The 26994-nt window shown below is 73.6% G+C and carries 18 protein-coding genes and 3 pseudogenes; 8 read left to right on the top strand and 13 right to left on the bottom strand.

The window, feature by feature from the left end; all coding sequences use genetic code 11:
- Positions 1-4: 4 nt before the first annotated feature.
- The 9 genes and pseudogenes from KCH_RS47260 to KCH_RS21155 form a co-directional block, all read right to left on the bottom strand.
- A pseudogene (locus KCH_RS47260) lies at positions 5-169 on the bottom strand (acyl carrier protein); the annotation flags it as partial.
- Complete coding sequence (locus KCH_RS21190; RefSeq protein WP_035865185.1) at positions 169-1944, bottom strand: fatty acyl-AMP ligase; 1776 nt, start codon at positions 1942-1944, stop codon at positions 169-171. The gene KCH_RS21190 and the pseudogene KCH_RS47260, both read right to left, overlap by 1 nt.
- Positions 1945-2306: 362 nt before the next feature.
- Positions 2307-3344, bottom strand: coding sequence for a transposase domain-containing protein (locus KCH_RS21185; RefSeq protein WP_051653292.1), 1038 nt, complete (start codon positions 3342-3344; stop codon positions 2307-2309).
- A gap of 272 nt (positions 3345-3616) precedes the next feature.
- A complete protein-coding gene (locus KCH_RS21180; protein WP_244305384.1) occupies positions 3617-4456 on the bottom strand; it encodes an SDR family NAD(P)-dependent oxidoreductase in 840 nt (279 codons plus the stop codon).
- On the bottom strand, positions 4453-5796 hold the full coding sequence (locus KCH_RS21175) for a protoporphyrinogen/coproporphyrinogen oxidase (RefSeq protein ID WP_051653291.1): 1344 nt from the start codon (positions 5794-5796) through the stop codon (positions 4453-4455). The genes KCH_RS21180 and KCH_RS21175 overlap by 4 nt, the downstream gene beginning before the upstream one ends.
- 80 nt (positions 5797-5876) lie before the next feature.
- Positions 5877-6833 (bottom strand): enoyl-CoA hydratase/isomerase family protein, encoded by a 957-nt coding sequence (locus KCH_RS21170; protein WP_035865183.1) that lies wholly within the window; start codon positions 6831-6833, stop codon positions 5877-5879.
- Positions 6834-6879: 46 nt separating this feature from the next.
- Positions 6880-8229 carry a flavin monoamine oxidase family protein gene (locus KCH_RS21165; protein WP_035865181.1) on the bottom strand — a complete coding sequence of 450 codons (1350 nt, stop codon included), beginning with the start codon at positions 8227-8229 and terminating at the stop codon, positions 6880-6882.
- Positions 8230-8280: 51 nt separating this feature from the next.
- A pseudogene (locus KCH_RS21160) lies at positions 8281-9293 on the bottom strand (oxidoreductase).
- A gap of 415 nt (positions 9294-9708) precedes the next feature.
- On the bottom strand, positions 9709-10161 hold the full coding sequence (locus tag KCH_RS21155; protein ID WP_051653290.1) for a MarR family winged helix-turn-helix transcriptional regulator: 453 nt from the start codon (positions 10159-10161) through the stop codon (positions 9709-9711).
- Between the two features lie 254 nt (positions 10162-10415).
- On the opposite strand from KCH_RS21155, the gene KCH_RS21150 reads away from it, so the two are divergent.
- From KCH_RS21150 to KCH_RS21140, 3 genes are read left to right on the top strand one after another with little or no spacing between them, the layout of a single operon-like run.
- A complete protein-coding gene (locus KCH_RS21150; protein WP_051653289.1) occupies positions 10416-10940 on the top strand; it encodes a (2Fe-2S)-binding protein in 525 nt (174 codons plus the stop codon).
- Positions 10940-11914: an FAD binding domain-containing protein gene (locus KCH_RS21145; RefSeq protein ID WP_035865178.1), complete on the top strand. Its 975-nt coding sequence runs from the start codon at positions 10940-10942 to the stop codon at positions 11912-11914. Before KCH_RS21150 ends, KCH_RS21145 begins: the two co-directional genes overlap by 1 nt.
- 1 nt (position 11915) lies before the next feature.
- Complete coding sequence (locus KCH_RS21140; protein WP_035865176.1) at positions 11916-14153, top strand: xanthine dehydrogenase family protein molybdopterin-binding subunit; 2238 nt, start codon at positions 11916-11918, stop codon at positions 14151-14153.
- A gap of 61 nt (positions 14154-14214) precedes the next feature.
- Here the strand turns inward: KCH_RS21140 and KCH_RS21135 are convergent, their stop codons facing one another.
- On the bottom strand, positions 14215-15741 hold the full coding sequence (locus KCH_RS21135) for a GMC oxidoreductase (RefSeq protein ID WP_051653288.1): 1527 nt from the start codon (positions 15739-15741) through the stop codon (positions 14215-14217).
- 531 nt (positions 15742-16272) lie between these two features.
- On the opposite strand from KCH_RS21135, the gene KCH_RS21130 reads away from it, so the two are divergent.
- Together KCH_RS21130 and KCH_RS21125 are read left to right on the top strand one after the other, a co-directional pair.
- A complete protein-coding gene (locus KCH_RS21130) occupies positions 16273-17448 on the top strand; it encodes an XdhC family protein (protein ID WP_035865171.1) in 1176 nt (391 codons plus the stop codon).
- Between the two features lie 216 nt (positions 17449-17664).
- Entirely contained in the window at positions 17665-18426 is a 762-nt protein-coding gene (locus KCH_RS21125; RefSeq protein ID WP_035865169.1) for a polyprenol monophosphomannose synthase, read from the top strand.
- A gap of 80 nt (positions 18427-18506) precedes the next feature.
- Here the strand turns inward: KCH_RS21125 and KCH_RS21120 are convergent, their stop codons facing one another.
- Entirely contained in the window at positions 18507-20720 is a 2214-nt protein-coding gene (locus tag KCH_RS21120) for a D-alanyl-D-alanine carboxypeptidase family protein (RefSeq protein WP_051653287.1), read from the bottom strand.
- A 301-nt stretch (positions 20721-21021) separates the two neighbouring features.
- Here KCH_RS21120 and KCH_RS21115 point away from each other — a divergent pair, with 301 nt between their 5' ends.
- From KCH_RS21115 to KCH_RS21105, 3 genes are all read left to right on the top strand, one after another.
- On the top strand, positions 21022-21747 hold the full coding sequence (locus KCH_RS21115; protein WP_035865167.1) for a GOLPH3/VPS74 family protein: 726 nt from the start codon (positions 21022-21024) through the stop codon (positions 21745-21747).
- Positions 21748-22066: 319 nt separating this feature from the next.
- Positions 22067-22924: a helix-turn-helix domain-containing protein gene (locus tag KCH_RS21110; protein ID WP_035865164.1), complete on the top strand. Its 858-nt coding sequence runs from the start codon at positions 22067-22069 to the stop codon at positions 22922-22924.
- Entirely contained in the window at positions 22921-23127 is a 207-nt protein-coding gene (locus KCH_RS21105; protein WP_035865161.1) for a DUF397 domain-containing protein, read from the top strand. Before KCH_RS21110 ends, KCH_RS21105 begins: the two co-directional genes overlap by 4 nt.
- 79 nt (positions 23128-23206) lie before the next feature.
- Here the strand turns inward: KCH_RS21105 and KCH_RS21100 are convergent, their stop codons facing one another.
- Together KCH_RS21100 and KCH_RS21095 are read right to left on the bottom strand one after the other, a co-directional pair.
- On the bottom strand, positions 23207-24307 hold the full coding sequence (locus KCH_RS21100) for an ADP-ribosylglycohydrolase family protein (RefSeq protein WP_035865159.1): 1101 nt from the start codon (positions 24305-24307) through the stop codon (positions 23207-23209).
- 115 nt (positions 24308-24422) lie between these two features.
- Positions 24423-26959 (bottom strand): annotated as a pseudogene (locus KCH_RS21095) (bifunctional FO biosynthesis protein CofGH).
- Positions 26960-26994: the final 35 nt, after the last annotated feature.

The following is a 26994-nucleotide window of genomic DNA, read 5'->3' as shown; positions in this document are numbered from 1 at the left end:
GCTCGACGCCCGCCCACAACTGGAGCCGCTCGGAGAGTTCGACCGTCTCGATCGAGGACAGGCCGAGGGCGGTGAACGGGACGTCGGTCGGCACCTGCTCGGGCGGCAGGTCCAGCAGGGCGGCGAGGGACTCGACCAGCCACTGGACGATGCGGCGCTGATCGGTCATCAGGAGATCTCCTCCAGCACCTGGCCGCCGGGCTCCGGCGCGGACTTGAGTTCGCCGGCCTCGTAGGCGGCCCGGCAGGTGCTGCGCTGGATCTTGCCGCTGGAGGTCTTGGGCGCGGAGGCGACCGGCACCAGCAGGACGTCGTCCAGCCGGATGCCGTGCTGGTCGCTGACGGCGGCGAGGATCTTCCGGCGGATCTCGGCGAGGGTGGGCAGCGGCGCCTTGGCGGCCTCGCTGCCGGTGCGCCGGCTGCCGAGCGGCCGCAGGATCTCGGCGACCAGGACCACCTGTTCGCGGCCGTCGCGTTCCAGTGCGAAGGCGCAGCCGAATCCGGGCCGCACCCACGGGTGGGCGGACTCGGCGGTCTCCTCCAGGTCCTGCGGGTAGTGGTTCTGGCCGCCGACGATGATGACGTCCTTGAGCCGGCCGGTGATGTACAGCTCGTCCTGGTGCAGCACGCCGAGGTCGCCGGTGCGCAGGAACGGGCCCTCGCCGGTGTCGGCGATGCGGGCCTGGAAGGTCTCCAGGGTCGCTTCCGGGTTGCCCCAGTAGCCGGGCGGGACGTCGTCGCCGGCCAGCCAGATCTCGCCGACGGTTCCCTGCTCGCGGGCCAGTTTGGTGACCGGGTCGACGATGGCGATCCGGCGGCTCAGCCGGGCCTTGCCGACGCTGATCATGGTGTAGTCGCCGCCCGGCACCACCTGGCCCTTGCGCAGCGCGTCGTGGTCGACGTCGGTGGTGATCGGGGCCTCGCCGCGGACGCCGCCGGAGGCGATCAGGGTGACCTCGGCCAGCCCGTACGCGGTCTGCATGGTCTCGGGGGCGAGGCCGTACGGGGCGTAGGCCTTGGCGAAGGCGTCGAAGGTGGCGGGGCGGATCGGCTCGGCGCCGCTGAAGGCGACCTTCCAACTGGAGAGGTCGAACTCGGCGCGGTCCTGCTCGGCGATCCGGCTGACGCACATGTCGTAGGCGAAGTTGGGCGCGCCGGCCATCGTGCCGCGGTACTTGGTGATGGCGCGCAGCCAGCGGGCCGGGCGCTGGACGAACGCCGCCGGGGGCATCAGCACCAGGTGGGTGCCCAGGTAGGAGGCCTGCAGCACCTTGCCGATCAGGCCCATGTCGTGGAACAGCGGCAGCCAGGAGACGATCACGTCCTCGGCGGTGAGGCCCATGATCGCGGCGAACATCTCCTCGTTGGCCAGCAGCGCCCGGTGACTGACCATCACGCCCTTGGGGAGCGCGGTGGAGCCGGAGGTGTACTGCAGGAAGGAGATGTCCTCGGCGTCGATCCGCGGCGCCCGGAAGTCGGCGGCGGCCGTCACCGGCACGGTGTCGACGTCGATCCACTCCAGTTCGGCGAGGTCGGGGGCGAAGGTGCGGACCGGCTCGCGCAGTTGGGTGGTGCTGCCGGTGAGCACGATCCGCGCGCCCGAGTCGGCGGCGATCGCGCGCATCGTCGCGGCCTTGCGGGGGTTGCGCAGCGGCAGCGGCGGGGCGATCGGGACGGCGATCACGCCGGCGTGCTGGCAGGCCATGAAGGCGCGGATGAAGTGGGCGTTGTCGGTGGCCAGGACGAGCGCCCGGTCGCCGGGCCGCGCCGACTGCTGGAGGCGCGCGGCGATCGCCCGGGCCTCCAGGTCGAGCGAGGCGTGGGTCATCACGTCGGACTCGTCGTGCCCGTCGTTGAGGATGGTGAAGGCCCGCTCGTCCGCGCGCTGCTGCGCGTTCTCCGACAGCAGCGCCGAGATGGTCGAAACCTGCCCTGGAGTTCCCAATGTCTCGCTCCCTGTGGTGACGACGACGACCCGCGGCGTGCATCGAGCGCTGCGTCGGGTGGTGGGTTGCGGGGCGATCCGCCGCACGGCGGCGCCGGCGCCCGGGTCGGCTGCGCGGGGAGGGACCGGTTCACCGTTTTCCGGTGCTCGACGGAGTTCCCCGCCCGACGGCCGGGCGAATACTCCGCACACGCTAGCTGGCCCGTCCGGCGCGGGTCAACGATTTACCGGGCGGCCCGGTTAAATCACCGGGACGCCCCGGAGAACGGCATGCCGAAATCCGCCACCGACTCTTTCCCGATTGTCGGCGACGGAATGCGCCGGCCCGTCCAGGCCGAATTGTGCAGTGGTTTGTCAGCGCATCAGAGATTCCGGTTCTTGGCGAGATTGCGGATCGCGCAGTAGACCAGCAGGTAGCCCCAGAGTTCCTGTTCCATCATTTCCGGCGAGCGCGAGCGCATCGCCTTCTTCGGGGTGCGCCGGAACGCGTCGAGCTGCTCGGCGGCCTCCTCGAAGCGCCAGCGCGCCTCGTAGACGCCGCGCAGCTCGGCCCGGGTGGCCTGGGCCGGGTCGAGCAGGGTGGTGACCAGCCGCTCGGCGCACTTGGCGCCGGTGACCACCCGCACCACGGGGCGGCCGCGGACCGGGTCGTCCGGCCAGCTGGCCGGCACCGACAGGTAGGAGCCGTCGTCGAGGGTCTCGGTGACCGGCAGGCCGGTGGACTGCGGCACGCTCCACAGCAGGTCGGCGCCGGTGGCGAGGGCGGCGCCGGCCAGTTCGGGGCCGGCGAACTCGGCCTGGGCGACCAGCAGGTCGCCGGGTCCGAGCAGCCGGAACAGCTCGTCGGCGGACTTCGAGGGGTCGCCGGACAGGGGTTCGACCTGGGCGCCGATCAGCATGCCGGTGCCGTGTTCGGCGACCACCGCGATCCGCATCCGGGGGGTGCCCGGCGCGCCGCCCTGGGCCGCGTGGTCGGGGAGGTTGACGGTGCCGCCGGTCAGCGTCCACAGGCGCGAGCGGCGGAAGCGGGGGGCGCCCTCGACGGGCGGGCGGACGGCGGTCTGCGCGAACAGCTCTCTAAGCGGCTGGATGCCGAGGCGCATCCGGGCCCGGGAGATCGCGGCGGTGGAGGGCACGCAGCTGAGGCTGAGCACGCCGGTCGGGTCGGACAGGGCGAGGCCCTCGGCGAGCAGCCGGGCGAGTTCCTCGTACGGCTTGTACGGGAACAGGCACATCGCCAGCACGTAGTAGACGGTGATCAGCGGCGGTAAGAGCCGGGTCCGTATTCCGGCCCGGCCGCTGGCGCGAATGGCGCCGTCGACCCGGTCGGGCGGGAACGCCCAGATGAGAATGCCAATGGCGAGCCGGTCGGAGAGCCTCTCCTCGGCGGTTGATTTCATCGATTCCCCCCAGTGGTTCGGGCGGGAATGCCCGGGCGGTCGGCTTCCTCTTCCGCCCGCGGATTCCCCCGCAATGTTCCTGCGCCGCACGCCCCACTGCCCGGCGGCACCGCCGGCGATGATTCTCCCGTTCATTCTCCGGCGCGTTCTCTCCGGGCGGCCGCGGCGGCCGACGGGTCGGGCCGCGGCGGGACGGGACACCGGTCCGGTGGGGCGGACCGGCGTCCCGTGGTCCGTGGCGTCAGTCGGGGCGGCCCCCGCTCCGCCGACGGTCACGGCGCACCGCCGTGGGACTTCGGGCTGCGCATCCTGGGCAGCACGACGGTGCGCAGCAGCAGGAAGGTCAGGCCGTGCGGCACGTGCCGGCCGGCCAGGCCCTGCAGTTTGGCCATCGGGCCGGGCACCGACACCCGCCGGCCCCAGCGGGCGGCCCGCAGGCCGGCCTTGGCGACCGTCTCGGGCGTCTGCCAGGCGAACCAGCGGCGCTCCTCGAGCTCCTGGGCGCCGCCGACGGCCATGAACTCGCTGCGCACCGGCCCGGGTGCGAGCAGGGTGCAGCTGACGCCGGTGCCGCGCAGTTCGCCGTGCAGCGATTCGGCGAAGGTGTTCACGAACGCCTTGGTCGCCGCGTAGGTGGCGGCGGTCGGCACCGGCTGCATGCCGGCGGTGGAGCCGGTGAACAGGATCCGGCCGCTGCGCCGGGCCAGCATGCCGGGCAGCACGGCGAGGGTGAGTTCGTGCACCGCGACGGCGTTGACCTCGACCTCCTGGGCCTCGCGGCGGGCGTCTCCGCCGGCCAGCGGGCCGCAGGTGGTGAAGCCCGCGTTGTTGGCCAGGATCGCGATCTCCAGGCCGGCGAGGTGTTCGCAGAGGGCGGCGCGCTCGGCCCGATCGGCGAGGTCGCACTCGCGGACCTCGACGGCGACCCGGTGGCGTTGGCGCAGTTCCTGGGCGAGCCGCTCCAGGCGGTCCTTGCGGCGGGCGACGAGCTGCAGGCGGTGGCCGCGGCCGGCGAGCTGGTGGGCGAGCGCCTCACCGATGCCGGAGGACGCCCCGGTGACCACGGCCCAGCCGTCGCGGCGGCGGGCGCGGCCGAACGGCAGGCCGGTCACCGTCCCACCGCCGGGGCGAGCGCGAGGTGGTCGACCAGCCGGTCGCCGGCGGCGTTGCCGGCCCGGGTGCAGGCCTCGATGGAGACGCCCCACAGGTAGTCGCCGGAGAGTTCGAGTCCGGGCAGGCTCTGCACGGACCGGTGCACCTCGTTCAGGAAGTCGCCGTGGTACGGCAGGTAGGCGCTGTACGCGGCGGGCCAGATCTTGCCGACCGAGCGGACCGGCTTGGCCCGGGTGACGCCCAGGTAGCGGGTGAGCCGCTGTTCGGCCTGGCCGACCCAGGTGTCCAGCTGTTCGGGCGACAGTTCGGCGTTCTTGGCGCCGGCGCCGCTGAAGGTGTAGCGGACGATGTGCCGGTCGTTCATGCCGTAGGAGCCGGCGTTGCTGCAGGGGCCGCCGTCGTGGATGGCGAGCGCCCGGACCTCGGCGCTGAACACCGGCCGGTCGTACTCGACGAGCATGACGCTGGACGGGTTGTAGCGGACCTCGGAGAGCCGCTTGGCGAGGCCGGGCAGTTCGTCGCGGACGATGTCGGCGGCGGCGTAGGCGGGGACGGCGACGATCACGCCGGCGTAGTCGACCTCCTCGACGGGGCCGCCCTGTTCGGACAGCCGCACGCCGGTGATCCGGCCGTCGCGGACCACCAGGCTCTCCACGGTGGTGTTCAGCCGGACCGTGACCCGGCGGGAGAACGCCTCCAGGGCGGGCTGAATGCTGTGCACCAGCTGGTCGTAGTGGTCGAGCATCAGTGCCAGGTTGGTGCCGAAGGTGCCGAGGTAGACCTCGTCGGGTTCGGCGCCGTTCATCCGGACGGTCATCGGCCGCAGCAGCACGTTGGCGGTGGCCTCGCCGAAGTGGGCGCTGAGCGGCTGGTGGTCGTGGCGGCGGGACAGTTCGGTGAAGTACGCCGAGCCGAGGAACTTGTTCGACTCGTCGAGGCGGATCCGGGCGGCCATGGCGGCGAGCCGGGCGAGGTCGCGCGGCGAGCTCATCCGGCGGATGTTGGCCAGCGAGCGGCCCCGGCGGGTGCTGTCCAGGGTCAGCACCTCGTCCTCCTTCATGAAGGAGGTGTTGATGCCGAAGGACTCCCACTGGTAGTGGCCGATGGCGTCGAGCCAGGCGCGGAACGCGTGGTAGCGCCGGCCGATGTTCTTGCCGCCCATCATCACCGGGCGGTCTCCCAGGTTGCCGACGCCGAACCGGCCGCCGAGCCGGTCCTCGCGTTCGATGAGGTCGACCTCGAACCCGGCCCGTTCCAGGCGCAGTGCCGCGGACAGGCCCGAGATGCCGCTGCCGACGACCGCGACGCGCGTTCCGTTTCCGACCAGCTTTCCCAGCATGGTGCACACTCTCCCAACGTTAAGCGTGGGCATGACGAGGTATCAGATATTTTTTGCGGCCCGTGGGTCGGCCGTCCCGCTCAGGAACGGTCGGCCGCCGCGGTGCCGGCCTGCCAGGCGGGCAGGAAGTCGCCCGCGAAGGCCGCGGGGTCACCGCCGTGCTCGCGCCGGTGGGCCCGGACGTCCTCCAGGTAGCGGCGCAGCGCGGCGTGCGTGCTCGGCCGGCTGGCGAGGGCCAGGAAGCGGGCCCGTTCGACGGCGAAGCCGCGGCCGAACCGGCCCGAACCGGCATAGTGGACGGCCTGCTTGACGGACCGTACGGAGCCGGGGGCGCGACGGGCGAGCCGGGCGGCGGTCTCCGCGGCCTCGGCGCGCACCTCGTCGTGGTCGACCACCCGGTGCACGATGCCGGCCTCCAGGGCGGCGGCCGGGCCGAACAGCCGTCCTTCCAGGAGCTGTTCGACGGCGCGGCCGGCGCCGAGGGTCTCGGCGAGCAGCTGGCTGCCGCCGCCGCCGGGCAGCAGGCCGAAGGCGATCTCCATCAGGCCGACCCGGTAGGGGCCGTCGCCCATGATCCGCACGTCGCAGGCGAGGGCGAGTTCGAAGCCGCCGCCCAGTGCGAGGCCGTCGACGGCCGCGACGTGGACCATGTCGCTGTTGCGGATCCGCCGGACCACCTCGTGGAAGGCCAGCAGGGCCTGCATGCCGGCCACCGGGGTGCGGTCGAGCAGGCCGCGCATGCCGGGGACCTTGCCGAGCGCGGCGACCAGGCGCAGCGGGGCGGGGGCGAGCCGGGAGGAGATCTCCATGCCGCCGGCCTCGGCGCCGGCCAGCAGCTCCTCGATGTCGTAGTGGCCGAGGAAGACGCCGGGCACGGCGCTGGCGAGCACCACCGCCCGGACGGTCGGGTCGCGCTCGGCCCTGGCCAGGGTGTCGGCGAGTTCGGCCAGCAGCGCGCCGGTCAGGAAGTTGAAGGGTTCGTTGCGCAGGCGCACGGTCAGTACCGCACCGTGCCGTTCCGTCTCCAAGCGGTTCATCGCAGTCTCCTGGGGTCAGGGCCGGGTCGAGCCCGCCGACGGGTCGTCACGCGGGTTGGACGGCCGCCTCGCCGATCGCGGCGAGCACCTCGGCCGCGGCGCGTTCGCCGGAGGTCACGGCGCCCTCCATGCCTCCGTAGTCCTTGAGGACGGTCTCCGAGCCGGCCCAGTGCACCGGGCCGTGGGGTTCGGCGAGGGTGCGGACCGCGCCGGTCATCGTGCCGAGGGCGGGCAGGCCGAAGTAGCCGCCGCGCGACCAGGGGTCGGCCGCCCAGTCCTTCTCGACGTACAGCCCGGGTGTGCCGGCCTGCGGGCCGAACAGCCGGACCAGGCTGTCGAGCACCGCCCGCCGGCGGTCGTCCTCGGGGAGGGCGGCCAGCTCGCGGGCCCGGGTGCCGGGCACGAAGCCCACCAGCACGCCCGGACTGCCGTCGCCGGGGGCCGAGTTGTCGAACACGGCGGTGAGCGGTCCGCGTCCGGTGAGCGCCTTGCCGCTCAGGCCGCGCTCGCGCCAGAACGGCCGGTCGTACAGTGCGGACACCTTGGTGACGGCGCCCATCGGGACGCTGCGCAGCGCGGTGGCGCGGTCGTGCGGCAGGCCGGGTTCGAAGCGGATGTCGGCGGCCAGTTGCGGCGGCACGGCGATCACGGCCCGGCGGGCCCGGACGGCGCCCTGCGCGGACTCCGCCTCGACGCCGCCGGCGGTGAGCCGGATCGCGGTGACCGGGGCCTCCAGCAGCACGCGTTCGCCGAGGCCGTCGGCGAGGAACCGGGCGACGCCGGCGGCGCCGCCGGTGATCCGGTCCTGGATCTTGGTGGTGGTGAGGTTGTCGAACTTGCCGGTGCTGCCGATGTACGCGAGCGCCTGGAGCAGGTTGAGCCGGTGCGGCTCGGCGCCCCACATGGTGGTGAAGGCCAGGTCGAGCAGGGCGCGGCCCTCCCGGCTGCGGGTGTGGCGGTCCAGCCAGTCGCCGATGCTGGTGTCGTCCAGCCGGGCGGCGTCGGGCGCGTGCCAGGGGGTGCGCACCGGCACGGCGGCGACCAGGCGGTCCAGCCGGAACCGGGCGAGGGCGACGTCGAGCAGCGCGAGCGGCTTCAACGGCGGTACGGCGCCGCGCTGGTGGCGCAGTTCGCCGGACATCTCCAGCAGGTCGGCGCCCTCGTCGTGGTTGCGGAAGAGCGTCGCGCCGGCCTCGCGGGCGAGCCGGCCCATCCGCTCGTTGCCGTCGGCCAGCCACTGGCCGCCGAGTTCCAGCACGGTGCCGTCGTCGGCGGTGCGGCCGAGGGTGCGGCCGCCGACCCGGTCGCGGGCCTCCAGGACCAGCGGCTCCAGGCCCGCGCGCAGCAGTTCGCGTGCGGCGGTCAGGCCGGCCAGGCCGGCGCCCACCACGACCACGTCGGCCTCGCGGGGGCCGCCGTCCTGCGCTTCCGCTCCGCTGCCATGCCGTCAGCCTTCCTGCTCGTCGGTGGTGGAGCCGGCCGCCGGGCGGCCGGCGGTGAAGTCGTGGTCGACCTTGACGGCCTCGGCGGTGGCCTCCCACAGGCGGACGGCGGTGGCGCCGTCCCGGGCGCGCCGGTGCGGCACGGCGACGCCGGGGGTGCCGCGGTAGCCGCCCAGGCTGCGCGGGCCGACCAGGACGCCGCCGGGCAGGCCGGGCAGGGTGGCGGCGCACAGCGTGGGCAGCGCGCCGGGCAGCGCCGCGGTCGCGAACAGCGCGTTGCCGACGCCCATGACGGCGCGCATCAGCGGTCCCTGGCCCGCGAGTTGGAGGTTGGTGGCGGCGTAGCCGGGGTGCGCGGCGTAGGCCCGCAGCCGGGTGCCGGCGGCGACGGCGCGCCGGTCGAGTTCGGCGGTGTACAGCAGGTTGGCCAGCTTGGAGCGGCCGTACGCACCGTAGCGGGAGTAGCGGCGTTCGCTGTGCAGGTCGTCGAAGTCGATCGTGCCGAACGCGTGAAAGGTGCTGCTGACTGTCACCACGCGGGCCGCGGGTGCGGCGAGCAGGGCGGGCAGCAGCAGTCCGGTCAGTGCGAAGTGGCCGAAATGATTGGTTCCCAGCTGGAGTTCGAATCCGTCGGCGGTGGTGCGCCGGGGCGGGGCCATCACGCCGGCGTTGTTGATCAGCAGGTCGAGTGTGCCGCGCTCCTCGGCGAACCGGTCCGCGAAGGCGCGGACGGAGGCCAGGTCGGCGAGGTCCAGCCGGCGGACCGCGGTCCGGGCGCCGGGCTGGCCGCGCTGATTCCGGCCGCCGCGGCGGCGCCCCTGGCGGGGTCCCGGACGGCGAGCACCACCTCCGCACCGGCCCGGGCGAGTTCGCGGGCGGTGACCAGGCCGATGCCGCTGTTCGCGCCGGTGACCACGGCCAGTTTCCCGGTCAGGTCGGGGATCCGGTCGACGCCCCAGTTCCGCGGGATGTCGTGGGTGGCGCCGAAGAGCGGTGCGCCGGGGCTGGGCAGCGGCATGGAGGGCCTCCAGGGCGAAGTTCCGTCGTTCTGCGGTTCCTGCGCCGCGAGGTGCGCGGGTCGGTTCGACCGGCTCACGGGCTCGGGTTCGGCGGTGACCGGCGGGCTCACTGGGCGGGCCGGGCCTGCGGGGGATGTCCCTCGACTGTCGTCACCGGGTGGGTGTTTCCACTGTCTGGCGGTGCGTCAACTCCATAGACACTCGCCTACCGGACGATGACTGTCAAGCGCTTGATTATCGCCAAGCAGCTCACTCTCTCCGCCCCCGGAACCCCACCGGACCCCCGGCGCAACCGACCCCGGAGACCCGGATCCGGACATGCGAAAACCCGCCGGGGCGACACTCCGACCCCCGACGGGTCAAGTACCGGCAAAACCGCGAACGGCGCCTATTTAGGCACGAGTTGACACACCGTCACCGCACCGGGCGGACCCGGCTGCGGCCCTCCAGGCCGACCGCCAGCTCCTCCAGCAGCCGGCGCAGCCGCTCCGCCTCGTCGACGCCGACGATCCGGGCGATCTCCCGCTCCAGCTCGATCATCGCGGCGTCGGCCTTGGCCAGCAGGTCGTCCCCGGTGGGCGTGATCCACAGCTCGACCACGTTGCGGTGCCGGGTGTTGGGCTGACGCTCGATCAGGCCGCGCTGCTCCAGCCGGACCGTCAGCCCGGCGATGTTCTGCGGGGTGACCCCCAGCTCGCGGGCCAGCTCGGCGCCGGTGGCGCCGGGGTTGGCGGAGACCGCGGCCAGCAACGAGTAGTGCGCGGAGGGCAGTTCGAGCGGCCGCAGGCGCTGCTCCTTGGCGGCGCTCAGTGCGCGGTCGCAGCGCCGTTCCGCCCAGATCACGCGGTTGAACCCCTCGTTGGTCATGGCCCCTAAGGTAGCCCACCGAGCACATGTAAAGCACTTGACGTACGTCATGCGCTTGAGGAAGCTGGGAGCGGCGGGACCGCCGCCGCCCCGTGGCAGCCGCCGTCCCCCTGGCAGAACCATGGCGCGCGTCCGAGGCGATTTCCATCCTCCGCGCACACCCTTCTGTCACCGGCCCACCGGTTCCAGCCGATCCACCCTGCCCGTCCCGCCCGCAGTGCCCCGCGCACTCCACCGATCCCGGGGGAGGATCCATGACGGATTCGACCGCACCACGCCCGCCGACCGGCGACCACCAGGTCCCGCTCGAACTGCAGGTCAACGGCCGCACCGCCCGCCTGAGCGCCGACATCCGCACCACCCTGCTGGACGCGCTGCGCGACGGCCTCGGCCTGACCGGCAGCAAGAAGGGGTGCGACCGCGGGCAGTGCGGCGCCTGCACCGTGCACGTCGACGGCCGCCGGGTGCTGTCCTGCCTCACCCTCGCCGTCGGCGCCCAGGGCAAGCAGGTCACCACCATCGAGGGCGTCGCCGAGGGCGACCGGCTCAGCCCGGTCCAGCAGGCCTTCCTCGACCACGACGGCTTCCAGTGCGGCTTCTGCACACCCGGCCAGATCATGTCGGCGATCTGCGCGATCCGGGACGGCGACACCGGCTCCGACGCCGCCGTCCGCGAGGCCATGTCCGGAAACATCTGCCGCTGCGGCGCGTACGAGGGCATCCTGCGGGCGGTGCGCAGCGCCGCCGAACGGACCGCCCGGCAGGAGGGGACCGGCTGATGCGCCCCTTCGACTACGCCGCGCCGCGCACCGTCGAGGAGGCCCTCGCCCAGCACGCCGACGGCGCGGCCTACCTGGCCGGCGGGACGTCCCTGGTGGACCTGATGAAGCTCGACGTGGCACGCCCGCACCGGGTGGTGGACGTCAACTCCCTTCCGCTGCACGGCGTCACCACCGATGAGCGGGGCCTGCACCTGAGCGCCCTGGAGCGCCTCGGCGACCTCGCCCGGCACCCCGCGGTGGCCGACGGCCACCCGGTGCTGCGCCAGGCGCTGCTGGCCAGCGCCTCCCCGCAACTGCGCAACATGGCCACCATCGGCGGCAACCTGCTCCAGCGCACCCGCTGCGGCTACTTCCGGGACACCGCCGCCGCCTGCAACAAGCGCGAACCCGGCAGCGGCTGCGCCGCCCGCACCGGCGACAACCGCGGCCACGCGGTGCTCGGCGCCGGCCCGTCCTGCGTCGCCACCCACCCCAGCGACCCGGCCGTGGCGCTGTCCGCGCTCGACGCGCTGCTGGAACTGCACGGCGCCGACGGGGTGCGCGAAGTCCCGCTGAACTCCTTCTACCGGCTGCCCGGCGAGACCCCGCAGACCGAGACGGTGCTGCGCCCCGGCGAGCTGATCACCCGGGTCACCGTGCCGCCGCTGCCGGGCGCGGACCGCTCGGTGTACGTCAAGGTGCGCGACCGGCGCTCCTACGAGTTCGCGCTGGTGTCCGCCGCCGTCGCGGTCGACCTGCACGACGGCGAGGTCCGCGGCGTGCGGATCGCCCTCGGCGGCGTCGCGCCCCGGCCCTGGCGCGCCCACGCGGCCGAACAGGCCCTGACCGGGCGGGAGTTCACCCGCGCGAACGCCCTGGAGGCGGCCGCCGCGGCGGCCGACGGGGCCGAGCCGCTGAGCGGCAACGCCTTCAAGATCGAGCTGGTCCGACGGACCGTCGGCCACGCCCTCACCCGGCTGGGAGGCCGCTGACATGGCCAAGCCCCTGATCGGCACCGCGACCGCCCGGGTCGACGGCACGGCCAAGGTCACCGGCCGGGCCGACTACGCCGCCGACCGGACCGAACCCGGCCTCGCCCACGGCCACCTGGTGCTGAGCACCGCCGGGCGCGGCACCCTGCGGTCGATGGACGTCACCGCGGCGGAGGCCGCCGAGGGCGTCCTCGCGGTCTACTCGCCGTTCAACCCGCTCAAGCTGCACCGGATCAAGACCACCCCCGACGTCTGCTTCGTCGGCCAGTTCTGGCTGCCGCTGCAGGACCAGGAGATCCGCCACTACGGCCAGATCATCGGCCTGGTCGTCGCGGAGACCTTCGAGCAGGCCCGGCACGCGGCCTCGCTGATCCGCGCCGAGTACGACCTGCTGCCGGTGCGCGCGGACTTCGCCGGCCGGATCGCCCACGCGGTGCCGCCGCCGGTCGCCATCAACCACGAGGACCCCCAGGTCGACCTGCTGGCCGAGGAGTTCGGCACCGTGGACGAGGCGCTGGCCGCCGGCCCGGTGCAGGTCCGCGCCACCTACACGCAGCCGCCGGAGGCCCCGCTCGCGCTGGAGCCGCACGCCTGCCTGGCGTCCTGGTCGGAGGGCGTGCTGACCCTCCGGGTCGGCTCGCAGAGCCCGGTGGGCGGCGCGCTCGCCGCCGCCGAGACCCTCGGCATCGGCCTGGACCAGGTCCGGGTGCTCAGCCCGTACGTCGGCGGCGCGTTCGGCGGCAAGCTGTACATCTGGCCGCACCCGCTGCTGACCGCCGCCGCCGCCCGGGAGCTGGGCCGGCCGGTGCGCACCGTGCTGACCCAGGAGCAGGTCTTCACCACGGTCGGGCACCGCTCCGCCGTCTCGCAGACCCTCGCCCTCGGGGCGGAGCGGGACGGCACCCTGGTGGCCGTCAAGCACGACGCGGTGTCGAGCCTCTCGCTGTCCGGGGTGATCTACGAGACGGCGGCCCACACCACCTCGCGCTACACCTACAAGTCGCCCAGCCTGCACGTCGGGCAGCGCATCGTCCCGCTGGACAGCCCGCCCACCACCTGGGTCCGGGCGCCCGGCGAGGCCCCCGGGGCGTTCGCGCTGGAGAGCGCGATGGACGAGCTGGCGACGGAACTGGCGCTCGACCCGGTCGAGCTGCGGATGCGCAACTACGCCACCGTCTTCCCCGGCCGCGGCGTCCGGTGGTCCGGCAAGCACCTCGACGAGTGCTACCGGGTCGGCGCGGAGCGCTTCGGCTGGCAGCCGCGCACCGCGCCCCGGCCGCAGCCCGCCGAGGACTCCGACCAGGTGTGGCTGACCGGCACCGGCATGGCCGGCGCCACCTACCCGGGCAACCTGCTGCCGACCACGCTGGCGAACGTCCGGCTGCGGGCCGACGGCACGGCGACCGTGGCCACCGCCACCTCCGACCCCGGCACCGGGATGCGGACCGTGCTCGCCATGGTCTGCGCCGACGACCTGGGCATCCCGGTGGAACGGGTCGAGGCGCTGGTCGGCGACTCCGCCCTGCCGCTGAACTACGGCGCGTTCGCCTCGATGGGGACGTCCAGTTCGGCCGGCGCGGTGCGCTCGGCGACCACCGCCCTCAAGCAGCGCCTGCTCGACCTGGCGGCCGGCGACGCCCGTTCGCCCTTCCACGGCCTGGCCGCCGAGGCGCTGGCGTACCGCGACGGCCGGGTGGTCGGCGGCGGGCACAGCCTCACCTTCGCCGAACTGCTCGCCGCCACCGGCCTCTCCGAGCTCGACTCCCCCGGCGCCTCGGCCCCGGGCGCCGAGCGGCTGCGGTTCGCGGTCCACTCCTTCGGCGCGCACTTCTGCGAGCTGCGGGTCAACCGCTGGACCGGCGAGGTCCGGCTGGACCGGTGGACCAGCGTCATCGACGGCGGCACCATCATCAACCCGCGGACGGCGCGCGCCCAGATCGTCGGCGGCATCCTGTTCGGCATCGGCCAGGCCCTGCTGGAGGGGATCCGGGTGGAGCCGGACACCGGCCGCTTCGCCAACGGCAACCTCGCCGACTACCTGGTGCCGGTGCACGCCGACATGCCGGACTTCGACATCCACTTCCTCGACCACCCGGACACCGACTTCACCCCGCTCGGCGCCCGCGGGATCGGCGAGCTGGGCGTGGTCGGCACGGCCGCGGCCATCGCCAACGCGGTGCACGACGCCACCGGCCGCCGGGTGCGCGACCTGCCCATCACCGTCGACAAGCTGCTCTGACCGCACGCGGACGTGCGAGAACGCCGTACGCCCGGCAGGAATCCGCCGGGCGTACGGCAGTTCAGCCGCCGTTCGCGAGGATGTCGTCCATCGCGCGCTCGGCGAGGCCGGCGATCAGCAGCGAGGGGTTGGCCCCGCCGGCGTTGCCGGGGACCAGCGAGCCGTCCACCGCGTACAGGCCCCGGTAGCCGGCCACCCGGCCGTAGAGGTCGGTCGCGGCGCCGATCGGACAGCCGCCGAGCGGGTGCGCGGTGCCGCCGGTCGGCGGCAGCACCGGGGACGGCGCGGCCATCCCCCGGCCGATGACCAGCTGGCTGAACGCGGCGGCGGCGGCCTCCGGGGCGGCGTTCTTCTCCGGCCCCCAGTCGAGCATCTTGACCTGGTCGGAGGCCCGGTCGTACGTCCAGGTGCCGCGGTTGTCCATGTCCACCGCGACGCTGAACTGCGACAGGTAGGGCTCGCCGCCGAACGCCAGCGCGTACCAGTTCTCCACCCGCATCGGCATCCCGAAGCCGTCGTCGACGAAGACCGCCGACGCGCAGGGCGCGCCCTGGCTGGCGCCGGTCGCGCCGTCGAAGCCGCGGTAGACGAAGGCGTCGCCGTTGCCGCCCCAGTTGGTGCCGACGTGCTCGTTGAGCTCCGGCAGCTCGCCGGTGTCCCGGGCCCGGACCAGCAGGCGGGTGGTGTTCACCGAACCCGCCGCCAGGAACAGCAGCTCGCAGTGGAGCTCGCGGCTCGCGACCACTCCGCCGCCCGGCGCGTGCTGCACGACGCGGACCGTGTAGCCGCGCCCGCCGGGGCCGGTGGTGATGGAGGTGACCTCGGTCAGCTGGCTGATCCGGACGTTCCCGGTGGCCAGCGCGGCCGGCAGGTAGTTCTGCGTCAGGTCGTTCTTCGCGCCGTTGCTGTTGCCGAACGAGGACTCGCCGATCACCGAGGACGGCCGCAGCCGCCCGGCCAGTTCGCCGCGCACCCGGCTCCAGTTGAACGTGGTGCGGATCGGCGTGGTCGGGAACCCGGCGCGCTTGAGCTGCGCGTCGAACGCCCGCGAGTGGGTGAACGGGTCGGCCGCGTAGATGTCGTCCGGCATGTACGAGGCGGAGAGCATCTCCCGGACCCGGGGGAAGTGCACCCGGTCCAGTTCGTCGTACCGGACGCCGGCCGGGAAGAGCGCCTCGAAGTAGCGGCGGCGCGGCTGCACCGTCACGCCGGCGTAGACCACCGACCCGCCGCCCACGCAGGCCGCCGCGCCGATCTGGATCCCGCCGGCGAGCACCACCTCCATCAGGCCGGGCATCCGGTCGATCAGGGTGGGCTGCATGGTGAGCCAGACGGCGAAGTCGTGCTGCCAGAACATCTCGCTGACGGGTGTGAGCTCGTTGCCGAAGACCTGCTCGGTGGCGCTGTACTCCCAGTGCCGGCCGCGTTCCAGGACCAGCGTCGACACGCCGGCCTCGCCGAGCCGCAGCGCGGCGACCGCCCCGCCGAATCCTGATCCGATGACAATCGCCCGGTGCGTTTCGGAGATCCCCTGAATTTCGCCGTCCGGGTCGAGATGGAGTGCGCCTCCCCGTTTCACCGTGGCCACACGACGCTCCTTCCGATGAATAGTGCGGTCTTCGCCGGGGGCATTGAATCAAGCACACACCAGTTCGGATGACCTGGCAAGGACAAAATTCTGAACCGGCTATTCCGCTTTCCCGTCCGGTGACTTAAGCGGTCCGGGCCGGTGCCCGCCTCCCCCGCGGGGCCTTCCGGCCGGCCGGCCGCCGCACGCGCGACGTGGCTTTTCCCTTGTGGGAGGCGGCCCGCGAGCCGCCCCGAGCAGCGCCGCGGCCGACCGTCCCACATGGCGGGCGGCCCGCCGAGCGCCCCCGGCGCGGGCGCCGGTCTTAAGTCAGCACACCATCGAGAACCGGGGATGAGGACAGTTGACCGGCACACCTCATCGGCTATTCTTGGCAAGGCCGCGAAGGGTGGGAGCGGTGTCGGAATTGCCGGGGCACCACATTGCACCGGCCTTTTCGGGGAGCCGCAGTCGCCCCCTTCCGGCGATCGCCGCACCGCCCCCATTTCGCATCCCCAGACCCCGACGACGCATTGAAAAAAGGGGACGGCAATGCTGGACATCGCCGCAGAACTCGTCGAATGGTGCGGGCAGGACCGCGAGTTCGCCGTCGCCACGCTCGTCACCGTCGACGGCAGCGCCCCCCGGCAGCCCGGGGCCGCCCTCGCCGTCGACCGCGACGGAACCGCGATCGGCAGCGTCTCCGGCGGCTGCGTCGAGGGCGCGGTCTACGAACTCTGCCGGGAGGCCCTGGCGAGCGGCGAACCCGCCCTCGCCCGGTTCGGGCCGGGCACCGACGACCCGTTCGCCGCGCAGCTCACCTGCGGCGGCACCGTCGAGCTGCTGGTCACCCCGGTGACCGCCGGGGCCCGCCCGCCGGTCGCCGCAGCCCTGGCCGAGGCCGCCGCCGGCCGCCCCGTCGCCCTCGCGTACGCCGTCGACGGCCCGCCCGGGGTGCTCGGCCGGCCGCTGCTGGTCCACCCGGACGGCAGCCGCCTGGGCACCCTGGGCGGCGGGCCCGCCCTGGACCGGGCGTCGGCCGCCCTGGCCCGCGCCCTGCCCGGCGCCGGGCGGCGCGCGGCCCGGATCGTCGTCGACCCGCGCGAGTCCGGCTGCCCCCTACCGGTCACGCTGTTCGTCGAGTGCGGCGTGCCCGCGCCGCGCCTGCTGGTGTTCGGGGCGATCGACTTCGCGGCGGCGCTGACCCGGGTCGGCGCGTTCCTCGGCTACCGCGTCACGGTCTGCGACGCCCGCCCGGTGTTCGCCACCGCCGCCCGCTTCCCGGACGCCGACGAGGTCGTGGTCGACTGGCCGCACCGCTACCTGCGCTCCACCGAGGTCGACGGGCGCACCGCGATCTGCGTGCTCACCCACGACCCGAAGTTCGACCTGCCGCTGCTCGAACACGCGCTGACCCTGCCGGTCGCCTACGTCGGCGCGATGGGCAGCCGCCGCACCCACGCCGAGCGCCGGCAGCGGCTGCTGGCGGCCGGCGTCGACGAGCGGCTGCTCGCCCGGCTGCGCAGCCCGATCGGGCTCGACCTGGGCGCCCGCACGCCCGAGGAGACGGCGCTGTCGATCGGCGCGGAGATCGTCGCCGCCCGGCACGGCGGCACCGGCCGCCCGCTCTCCCGGACCACTGCCCCGATCCACAAGGACGGCCCCGCGGCGGACGCCTGCTCCGCCTTCGACACGCCCGGGCCGCCCTCCCCGAGCCGCGTCGCCTGACCCTCCGCCGGCTCGCCCGCGCGGCGTGCCGGGACGCGCCGCGACCGGCTCGTTCGAACAGGAACGGCCCAGCTGGGACAGCCCTTCGGCGGTTCGGGGATCGCCTATTCTGGCGCCAAGGATCCGAGCGGGAATCCGTCGCGGCCCCGCACTCCGGCGCACGGCCGGCCGCGGGCGCCGTCCGCTCGGCACCGCCGAAGCGAAAGGCACCGAGCAGTGACCTCCCTCCCTGAGACCCCGTTCGCCGGTCTCGGCACGATCCTGGTGATCATTCCGACCTACAACGAGGCCGAGAACGTCGAACGGATCGTCGGCCGGGTCCGCGCCGCCGTCCCCGAGGCCCACGTGCTGGTCGCCGACGACAACAGCCCCGACGGCACCGGCAAGCTCGCCGACGGCCTCGCCGCGGCCGACGAGCAGGTGCGGGTGCTGCACCGCAAGGGCAAGGAGGGGCTCGGCGCGGCCTACCTGGCCGGGTTCCGCTGGGGCCTGGAGAACGGCTACGACGTCCTGGTCGAGATGGACGCGGACGGCTCGCACCAGCCGGAGGAGCTGCCCCGGCTGCTCACCGCGCTGCGCAGCGCCGACCTGGTGCTGGGCTCGCGCTGGGTGCCGGGCGGCGCGGTGGTGAACTGGCCGAAGTCGCGGCTGCTGCTGTCCAAGGGCGGCTCGACCTACTCGCGGCTGATGCTGAACGTGCCGATCCGGGACGTCACCGGCGGCTACCGGGCGTTCCGCAAGGAGACCCTGCTCGGCCTCGGCATGGACCAGGTCGCCTCGCAGGGCTACTGCTTCCAGGTCGACCTGGCCTGGCGGGCCGTCAAGGCGGGCTTCAAGGTCGCCGAAGTGCCGATCACCTTCGTGGAGCGCGAGCACGGCGCGTCCAAGATGAACCGCGGCATCGTCGCCGAGGCGCTCTGGCGGGTCACCGCCTGGGGCGTCTCCGACCGGGTCGCCCGGCTCACCGGGAAGCGCTGAGGCGCCGGAAAGAGCCGCCGCGGGCCCGGGAGACAGGATCTCCCGGGCCCGCGGCGGCAGTTGCGGTACGTCCCCGCCCGTCAGCCGAGGCGCAGCAGGCGCGCGGTGATGGACGGCGGCGCCAGGTCCTTCTGCAGGGTGACCGGGACCTCGATCCGGCCGTCGCCGTCGCCCGCCGACAGCGTGCCGACCTGGGTGCCGGCCGGCAGGGTGTGCGCGATCCGGCCGATCGGGGTCAGCGTCAGGTGCGCGGTGATGCCGGACCAGCCCGCCACCGTCAGGTCCTTGGCGGCCACCACGGACACCTTGCCGCCCACGCCGTCGTCCACGTAACCGACCACGTCGCCCTGCTTGGCGAGGGTCTGCCCGGTCAGCGCGGACTGCGCGGCCACGTTGATCTTCTGGCTGACCGGCTGGGCCGCGTTCACCAGGCTCGGCTCCTCCTTGGTGGCCGGCTGGCCCAGGGTGACGCCGACCAGGGTCCGCTTGACGCCGCCGATCTCCTTGACCGCCGCCCACATGAAGCAGGACTGCGCCGGGGTGGACGACCCGGTCTTGCCGCCGATCATGCCGTTCTTCCCGAGCACCTTGTTGGTGTTGTAGACCCGCTGGCCGTTGAACTTGGTGTCGGGCTCGGCGATGACCTGCCGGAAGATCTCGTCCTTCATCACCTGCTCGGCCAGCTTCAGCTGGTCCTTCGCGGTGGACTTGGTGTCGTTGTTGTAGCCGGCCGGGTCGGCGTAGGTGGTGTTGGTCATGCCGAACTGCTTGGCGGTGTCGTTCATCTTCTTGACGAACGCCTCCTCGCTTCCGGCGTCCCAACGCGCCAGCAGCCGGGCCACGTTGTTCGCGGACGGCAGCATCAGCATCTCCAGCGCCTCGTACTGGCTGAGCTGCTGACCCTCCGTCAGGGTCACCTTCGACTCGTCGGCGTTCGACGACTCCTGCGCGGCCTGCTTGTCGACCGTCAGCATCGGGCCGCTCTGGCCCTTCTTCAACGGGTGCGCCTGCAGGATCAGGTACGCGTTCATCACCTTGGTGACGGACGCGATCGGCACCGGCGTCTCCTCGCCGGACGCGCCGAGGCCGCCCACCCCGACCACCTCGGCCGCGGCCTGCCCCTTGGCCGGCCACGGAATGCTCAACTGCTCGCCCTGGAAGGTGAACGAGTCCGCCAGCCCGAGCTTCGCCTTCGGCGCGGGCAGCGGGCGCAGCAGCTGCACCGACGCCAGCACGCCGAGCACCACGGCCAGGAACACGCCCCAGATCAGCACCCGCTTCATCGCCCGCCGGAACGGCGTCATCGGCCGGGCGCTCAGCGCCTTCAGCACCTCCAGCGCCTCGATGGTGCTCTCCGGCCCGGGCGCGACGGCCACCGGCGCGGCAGCCGCCGCCGCAGCGGCGGGAGCGGGCACCGGAGCGGCCTTCGGCGCGGGAACGGCCTTCGGCGCCGGGGCGGGAGCGGGCTTCGCGGCGGGCGCCGACGCGGGCTTCTTCGGGGCGGCCTCGGGGTCGGCCTTCGGCGCGGGCTCGTCCTTGGGCAGCCGCAGCATGACGGTCTGCTCGGACTTGGCGACCGCGGGAGCCGGCTTCTCCTCTTCTTCCGGCTCCTCCTCCTTGGCCTTCGCCGCGTCGATGCGCAGCGTCATGGTCGGCTCGGGCGCGGCGGGAGCGGGCTTCTCCCCCTCCTCCTCCACCTTCTCGATGCGCAGCGTCATCGTCGGCTCGGCGACCGCGGGAGCCGGCTTCTCCTTCTCCTCCGGCTCCGCCGCCTTCCCGATGCGCAGCGTCATGGTCGGCTCGGGCGCGGCGGGAGCGGGCTTCTCCCCCTCCTCCTCCACCTTCTCGATGCGCAGCGTCATCGTCGGCTCGGCGACCGCGGGAGCCGGCTTCTCCTTCTCCTCCGGCTCCGCCGCCTTCCCGACGCGCAGCGTCATCGTCGGCTCGGGCGCGGCGGGAGCGGACTCCTCCTCAGCGGCCTCGGCGGGGGACTCCTCGGGCGCCTCCGACTCCTCCTCCGGCTCCTCCTCGGGCTGCTCCGCCTCGTCTTCCTTCTTCTTCTCCTCGTCCTTCGGCTTGGCCGCGGACACCCGGCCGAGCTTCAGGGCCGGGGCGCCGGTGAGGGCGGCGTCGGCCTCGGGGAGGTCGAGGTCGGTGTCCGTCGCGGGTTCGTCCTCGTCGCGGACGCGGAGGTGGACGGTGGAGCCGCCCTCGCGAGGGCGTCGCGGGTTCTCCTCGGCCTCGGCCGGCCGCGTCTCGCCGTTGCGCGGCTCGCTCTGCGGGGACTCGCCCACGTAACCCACTCCTCCTCGTCCGCCCCGGCGTTCGCCGGTCCGATCACACAAGCTGGTTTTTTCGGGCGGGTTCTCGACCCGTCCGAGTACCTGTACAGTCTCCGGCACCGAGGACGCGATGGCCCGCCGCACCCCGCCCGACCGGCGGTTTTTCCTGCCCGTACGGGCCGTTGCCGGGTCAGACGCGGGGGCGTCGGACGGTGGTTCCAGCTTGCCCGGGCAAGGTCACGATTCGGAGGCGTACTCGACAAGCCTGTGTGAGAGGCGTCACCCTGTCATTCATCCACGCGGGGAGGCTTGGATGGGCAGGAGCCGCAGAACTATTCCCGAGGAGCTGTTGCTGCTCGCACTGGACCCGGCCACGGGTACCACCGCGCAGCCGCAGACCCTCGACCTCGGACTTGCCGGGGCGCAGCTCGTCGAGCTGTCCCTGGCCGGAAGGATAGTCCCGGACGGGGACCGGATCGCCGTGGTGGTGCCACGGCCGACCGGTGACCCGACCCTGGACCATGCGCTGGAGCTGTTGCGCAGGCGTGGCAGTCCGGTGCGCGCCGCGCACTGGATCGGCGGGCCGCGCCTGGGCCTGAGGCAGACGTACCTGGCGCACCTGGAGCGGTGCGGCATGGTGACGGCGGTGCCGGGCCAGGTGTGCGGCGTGCTGCCGACGACCCGTTACCAGGCGTCGGACGACTGCACCAACGCCGCGATCAAGCAGCGGCTGGACACCGCGATCCGCACCGGCGTGCCGCCGGACCCGCGGACGGCGGCGCTGGCGGCGCTGGCGCACGCGGTGGGTCTGGGCAAGCACCTGTACCCGGGCAACGAGGGGCGTTCCTCGCGCTCCCGGCTGCGCGACCTGATCAGGTACGACCCGCTGGGCGGGATGGTGGCCCACGCGGTGATGGACGTGCAGAACGGCCTGCCGGCCCAGCAGGGCCGGTCGGCGGCGCCTGCGGGTTCGCGTGGTCCGGCCGGTCGGCCTGCCCCTGCGGGGCGAGGTGTGGCCAGCCGGGTGGGCGCGCGCTGAGCGGCGCACGCCGTTGGGTGTTCTGCGGTTCGAGGGCGGTCGGCCCGGTGCGATGCACCGGGCCGACCGCCTTTTCGGCCCTCGCCGCGGCATCCGACGTCCCGTCAGGTGCCGTGGGGGCGCGCGGAATGCCCATTAGCGTGCGGGGCGTGCGCTCCGCAAGAGCCGCGGTCCCGATTGAGCTATTTTCCGATGATCTGTTCTACTGCGCTGCCGCGATTCCCGGGCATGGACGGCAGTTGAGGTGGCATGCTGCTCAGCGTCAGGGGGGTTGGTACCAATTACCGCACTGTTGCCAGAAGTAGGGCCGGAGGTCGATGTGTCCGCCAGCGTGAATCCGACGGTCCGCCGTCGCAGGCTCGGCGCCGAGCTCCGGCGGCTGCGCGAACTCAGGGGAATGACCGCCGAAGAGGTGGCGGGCCGCCTGATGGTGTCCCAGTCGAAGATCAGCCGGCTGGAGAACGGCCGCCGCTCGATCAGCCAGCGGGACGTGCGGGACCTGTGCGACGTCTACGAGGTCGAGGACGAGCGGGTCCGCACCGGGCTGATGGAGATGGCCAAGGAGTCGCGCCAGCGCGGCTGGTGGCACGAGTTCGGGGACATCCCGTACAGCGTGTACATCGGCCTGGAGGCGGAGGCCTCGTCGATCCGGGCGTACGAATCCTCGTTCGTGCCGGGCCTGTTGCAGACCCGGGAGTACGCCGAGGCGGTGGTGGCCGGCACGCAGCCGGACACCGACCCGACGGCGATCCGGCGCCGGGTGGACGTGCGGCTCAAGCGCCAGCACCGGATACACGGCGAGGACCAGCTCGGCAGCCTGTGGGTGGTGATCGACGAGGCGGTGCTGCGCCGGCAGGTCGGCGGGCGGCAGGTGATGGCCGAGCAGCTGTTCCAGCTGGTCGAGCTCGGCGAGCGGCCGAACATCAACCTCCAGGTCATACCGTTCGAGCGCGGCGCCCACCCCGGCATGACCGGGACATTTTCCCTGCTGGAGTTCCCCGAGTCCGCGGATTCCACGGTCGTCTACTTCGAAGGAGTGACGAGCGATCTCTACCTCGAGAAGGAAGCCGACGTCCGCCGCTATACCAATCTCTACGACCATCTGCGCGCCGCGGCGATGAGTGTCGCGGAGAGCCGGTCGATGATCACCCATTTGGCAGAGGAGTTCATGAAATGAGCAAGGCCACCGAGACCCTGACCTGGCGCAAGAGCAGCTACAGCGGCGGCAACGGCGCATGCGTCGAGATCGCCGTGCCGGGTTCTGCCTCGATCGCGGTCCGGGACTCCAAGGATCCGCAGGGCCCGCAGCTGCGCTTCTCCCGCGCGAGCTGGGCGGCGTTCGCGGCCGCGGCCGGTGCGGGCGCCTTCGGCACGGTCTGACCCGCCGGCTCACCACGCGTTCCTTCCGGTGCCCGCCGCTTCCCGCGCGGCGGGCACCGTCGCGTCCGCGGAGGGCCCGTCAGACGCCGACCGGGTAGCGGGTGTTCCAGCCCTCGGTGCCGTGCAGCTCGGGGCCGTGCAGCAGTTCCAGCACCAGGTCGTCGGCGAGTTCCAGGATCGCGCCGCGGCCCTCGAGTTCGGCGAGCAGCTCGGGCGGCAGGGCGGTCTCGCCGTGCAGGGCGCCGAGCAGGTTGCCGCAGATCGAGCCGGTGGAGTCGCTGTCCCCGGAGTGGTTGACGGCCAGCAGCAGGCCGCTGCGGACGTCCTCGGCGACCAGCGCGCAGTACAGGCCGATGGCGAGCGACTCCTCGGCGGTCCAGCCCTCGCCGAGCTCCTCGACCCGCTCGGCGGACGGCACGCCGGCCCGGACGGCGTCCAGGGCGGCGCGCAGCGCGGCGGTGGTCTCCTCGTGGCCGGGCCGTTCGGACAGCAGCGCCAGGGCGAGGTGGACGCCCTCCTCCAGGGTGCCGCCGCGGGCCACCGCGTGGACGATCACCGCGAACGCGCCGGCGGACAGGTAGCCGGTGGGGTGGCCGTGGGTCAGCACCGAGCACTCGACGGCGAGTTGGAACACCAGGGCGGGTTCCCAGGCGGTGAGCAGGCCGAACGGGGCGGCGCGCATCACGGTGCCGCAGCCCTTGGAGTTCGGGTTGCGCGGCTCCTCGACGGTGGGCAGCGGCCCGGCCCCGGTGCCGGCCAGGCCGGTCAGGCAGGCGTTGCCGGGGGCGCGGCGCTCGTACAGCCACTCCTCGCGGCCGAGCCAGCCGAGGTCCTTGCGGCGCTCGTCGGGGCCCCAGTCCTGCTGGGTGGCGTACCAGCGCAGGTAGGCGCGGTGCACGTCGGACGGCGGGTGCCAGGCGCCGGTGTCGCGGCTGATGTGGGCGCGGATCAGGCCGTCGACGGTGAACATGCTGAGCTGGGTGTCGTCGGTGACGGTGCCGCGCCGCCCGTAGGCGGGCACGTACCCGGTGACGCCGGCCTCGCCGTGGGCGGCGCGGATCTGCTCCAGCTGTTCGAACTCGATGCCGGCGCCGAGGGCGTCGCCGATCGCGCCGCCGAGCAGGCAGCCCCGCACCCGGCTGCGGAAGTCCTGCTGCTGGGCGCGTGACCACAGGGGCATCACGGGTGGGGGCCTTTCGGTCGGCGGCGTCGGACAGCAGACGCACTGTATTCGAAGAGCTGGGCGAATCCGCCGGCTCCACCGAACATCCATCCACCCGCCGCCGGGCCGTGCGTCACTCCAGCACGGGGAGCAGCCGGGGCAGGTGGCCGTCCGAGGCGAGGGCGGCGGCGCGGCGTTCCGCGGACACCGGGCCGTAGGCGGTGGTGCGCTGCCGGGCGGGCGGCCGGCCAGGGCGGCGATCGCCTCCAGGTCGCGGACCGACTTGTAGGAACCCCAGGAGGAGCCCGCCATCCGGGAGATGGTCTCCTCCATCAGCGTGCCGCCGAGGTCGTTCGCGCCGCTGCGGAGCATCTCGGCGGCGCCCTCCGCGCCGAGCTTCACCCAGCTGGTCTGGATGTTGGGGATGTGCGGGTGCAGCAGCAGCCGGGCCATCGCGGTGACCGCCCGGTTGTCGCGGGCGGTGGGGCCGGGCCGGGCGATGCCGGCCAGGTAGACGGGGGCGTTGGTGTGCACGAACGGCAGGGTGACGAATTCGGTGAACCCGCCGGTGCGCTGCTGGAGTTCGGCCAGCAGCCGGAGGTGGCCGAGCCAGTGCTTCGGGGTGTCGACGTGCCCGTACATCATGGTGGAGGAGGAGCGCAGGCCGAGTTCGTGGGCGGCGGTGACGACCTCGACCCAGGTCGCGGCGGGCAGCTTGCCCTTGGTGAGGACCCAGCGGACCTCGTCGTCGAGGATCTCCGCGGCGGTGCCGGGGATGGAGTCCAGGCCGGCCTCCTTGGCGCGGGCCAGCCAGTCGCGGATCGACAGCCCGGTGCGGGTGGCGCCGTTGACGACCTCCATCGGGGAGAACGCGTGCACGTGGATGCCCGGCACCCGTTCCTTCACGGCCCGGGCGATGTCGAAGTAGGCGGTGCCGGGCAGGTCCGGGTGGATGCCGCCCTGCATGCACACCTCGGTCGCGCCGACCTGCCAGGCCTGTTCGGCCCGCTCGGCGACCTGGTCGAGCGACAGGGTGTAGGCGTCGGCGTCGGTGCGGCGCTGCGCGAAGGCGCAGAACCGGCAGCCGGTGTAGCAGACGTTGGTGAAGTTGATGTTCCGGGTGACGCAGTACGTCACCTCCTCGCCGACGGTGTCGCGGCGCAGTTCGTCGGCGATCCGGGTGAGCGCGTCCAGGGCGTCGCCGTCCGCCTGGAACAGGGCGAGGGCCTGGTCGTCCGTCAGTTTCGTCGGGTCGTCGGCGGCGGTGGACAGGGCGGCCCGGACCTCGGCGTCGAGGCGGCGCGGGGCGGGGACGGCGACCCGTTCGCGCAGCGCGTCCCAGTCGCCGTAGACCTCGTCGAAGTCGGAGCGGCGGTCGCCGGTGCGGCCCTCGGTGTCGACGGTGCGGAACAGGTCGGTGCGGCCGCCGCCGGTCATCGGCTCCTCGGGCTCCTGCCAGGGCAGGCCGGTGGGGCGGCGGCCCTCCACGGCGAGGCCGGTGGCGGGGTCGGCGAGGGCGCGGACGTGCGGCAGCAGCCGGGGGTCGAGCCAGGGTTCGCCGCGCTTCAGGTACTCGGGGTAGACGGTGAGCCGCTCGCGCAGCGCGAAGCCGGCCTCGGCGGTGCGTTCGGCCAGGTCTTCGATGTGTGGCCAGGGGCGTTCCGGGTTGACGTGGTCGGGGGTGAGCGGCGAGATGCCGCCCCAGTCGTCGATGCCGGCGCCGATCAGCAGCGCGAACTCGGCGTCCACCAGGTTCGGCGGGGCCTGGATCCGGGCGGCGGGGCCGAGCACCAGCCGGGCCACCGCCACCGCGGCGGCCAGGTCGGACAGTTCGGCGTCCGGCATGGCGCGCATCGCGGTGTCCGGCTTGGCCCGGAAGTTCTGCACGATCACTTCCTGCACGCCCTGGTAGGCGCGGGCCACCTTGCGGATCGCCAGCAGCGACTCGGCCCGCTCCAGGTAGGTCTCGCCGATGCCGATCAGCACGCCGGTGGTGAACGGGACGGCGCTGCGCCCGGCGTCCTCCAGCACCCGCAGCCGGACGGCGGGCTCCTTGTCCGGGGAGCCGTGGTGCGGGCCGCCGGCCTCGGACCACAGGCGGGTGGCGGTGGTCTCCAGCATCATGCCCATCGACGGGGCGACCGGCTTGAGGCGCTGGAAGTCCGTCCAGGACAGCACGCCGGGGTTGAGGTGCGGCAGCAGGCCGGTCTCCTCCAGCACCCGGACGGCCATCGCCCGCACGTACGCCAGGGTGTCGTCGTAGCCGTGCGCGTCGAGCCACTCGCGGGCCTCCGGCCAGCGGTCCTCGGGGCGGTCGCCGAGCGTGAACAGGGCTTCCTTGCAGCCGAGTTCGGCGCCGCGGCGGGCGATCTCCAGCACCTCGTCCGGGGACAGGTACAGGCCGTGGCCGTCCTTGCGGAGCTTGCCGGGCACGGTGACGAAGGTGCAGTAGTGGCAGCGGTCCCGGCAGAGCCGGGTCAGCGGGACGAACACCTTGCGGGAGTACGTGATGACCCCGGGGCGGCCGGCCTGCTCCAGGCCGGCGTCGCGGATCCGGGCGGCGGTGGCGCACAGCTGCTCCAGGTCGGCGCCGCGGGCCTGGAGCAGCACCGCCGCCTCCGCCGCGTCCAGCGCCACCCCGTCCCGGGCCCGGCGCAGCGCGCGCCGCATCGCAGTGGTGGTGGGGGGCGCGGCGGGGTCCGCCG

Origin of the sequence: Kitasatospora cheerisanensis KCTC 2395 (genome assembly GCF_000696185.1) — a bacterium.
GTDB lineage: Bacteria > Actinomycetota > Actinomycetes > Streptomycetales > Streptomycetaceae > Kitasatospora > Kitasatospora cheerisanensis.
The sequence above is the reverse complement of the archived record's forward strand: the minus strand, read 5'-3'. Positions and strand labels throughout refer to the sequence as shown.

Bases quoted from the DNA above. Each gene is read 5' to 3' on its own strand.
- KCH_RS21185 (WP_051653292.1), bottom strand. From the start codon at position 3,344: ATGAAATCAACCGCCGAGGAGAGGCTCTCCGACCGGCTCGCCATTGGC.
- KCH_RS21175 (WP_051653291.1), bottom strand. From the start codon at position 5,796: ATGCTGGGAAAGCTGGTCGGAAACGGAACGCGCGTCGCGGTCGTCGGC.
- KCH_RS21170 (WP_035865183.1), bottom strand. From the start codon at position 6,833: ATGAACCGCTTGGAGACGGAACGGCACGGTGCGGTACTGACCGTGCGC.
- KCH_RS21155 (WP_051653290.1), bottom strand. From the start codon at position 10,161: ATGACCAACGAGGGGTTCAACCGCGTGATCTGGGCGGAACGGCGCTGC.
- KCH_RS21150 (WP_051653289.1), top strand. From the start codon at position 10,416: ATGACGGATTCGACCGCACCACGCCCGCCGACCGGCGACCACCAGGTC.
- KCH_RS21145 (WP_035865178.1), top strand. From the start codon at position 10,940: ATGCGCCCCTTCGACTACGCCGCGCCGCGCACCGTCGAGGAGGCCCTC.
- KCH_RS21140 (WP_035865176.1), top strand. From the start codon at position 11,916: ATGGCCAAGCCCCTGATCGGCACCGCGACCGCCCGGGTCGACGGCACG.
- KCH_RS21130 (WP_035865171.1), top strand. From the start codon at position 16,273: ATGCTGGACATCGCCGCAGAACTCGTCGAATGGTGCGGGCAGGACCGC.
- KCH_RS21115 (WP_035865167.1), top strand. From the start codon at position 21,022: ATGGGCAGGAGCCGCAGAACTATTCCCGAGGAGCTGTTGCTGCTCGCA.
- KCH_RS21105 (WP_035865161.1), top strand. From the start codon at position 22,921: ATGAGCAAGGCCACCGAGACCCTGACCTGGCGCAAGAGCAGCTACAGC.
- KCH_RS21100 (WP_035865159.1), bottom strand. From the start codon at position 24,307: ATGCCCCTGTGGTCACGCGCCCAGCAGCAGGACTTCCGCAGCCGGGTG.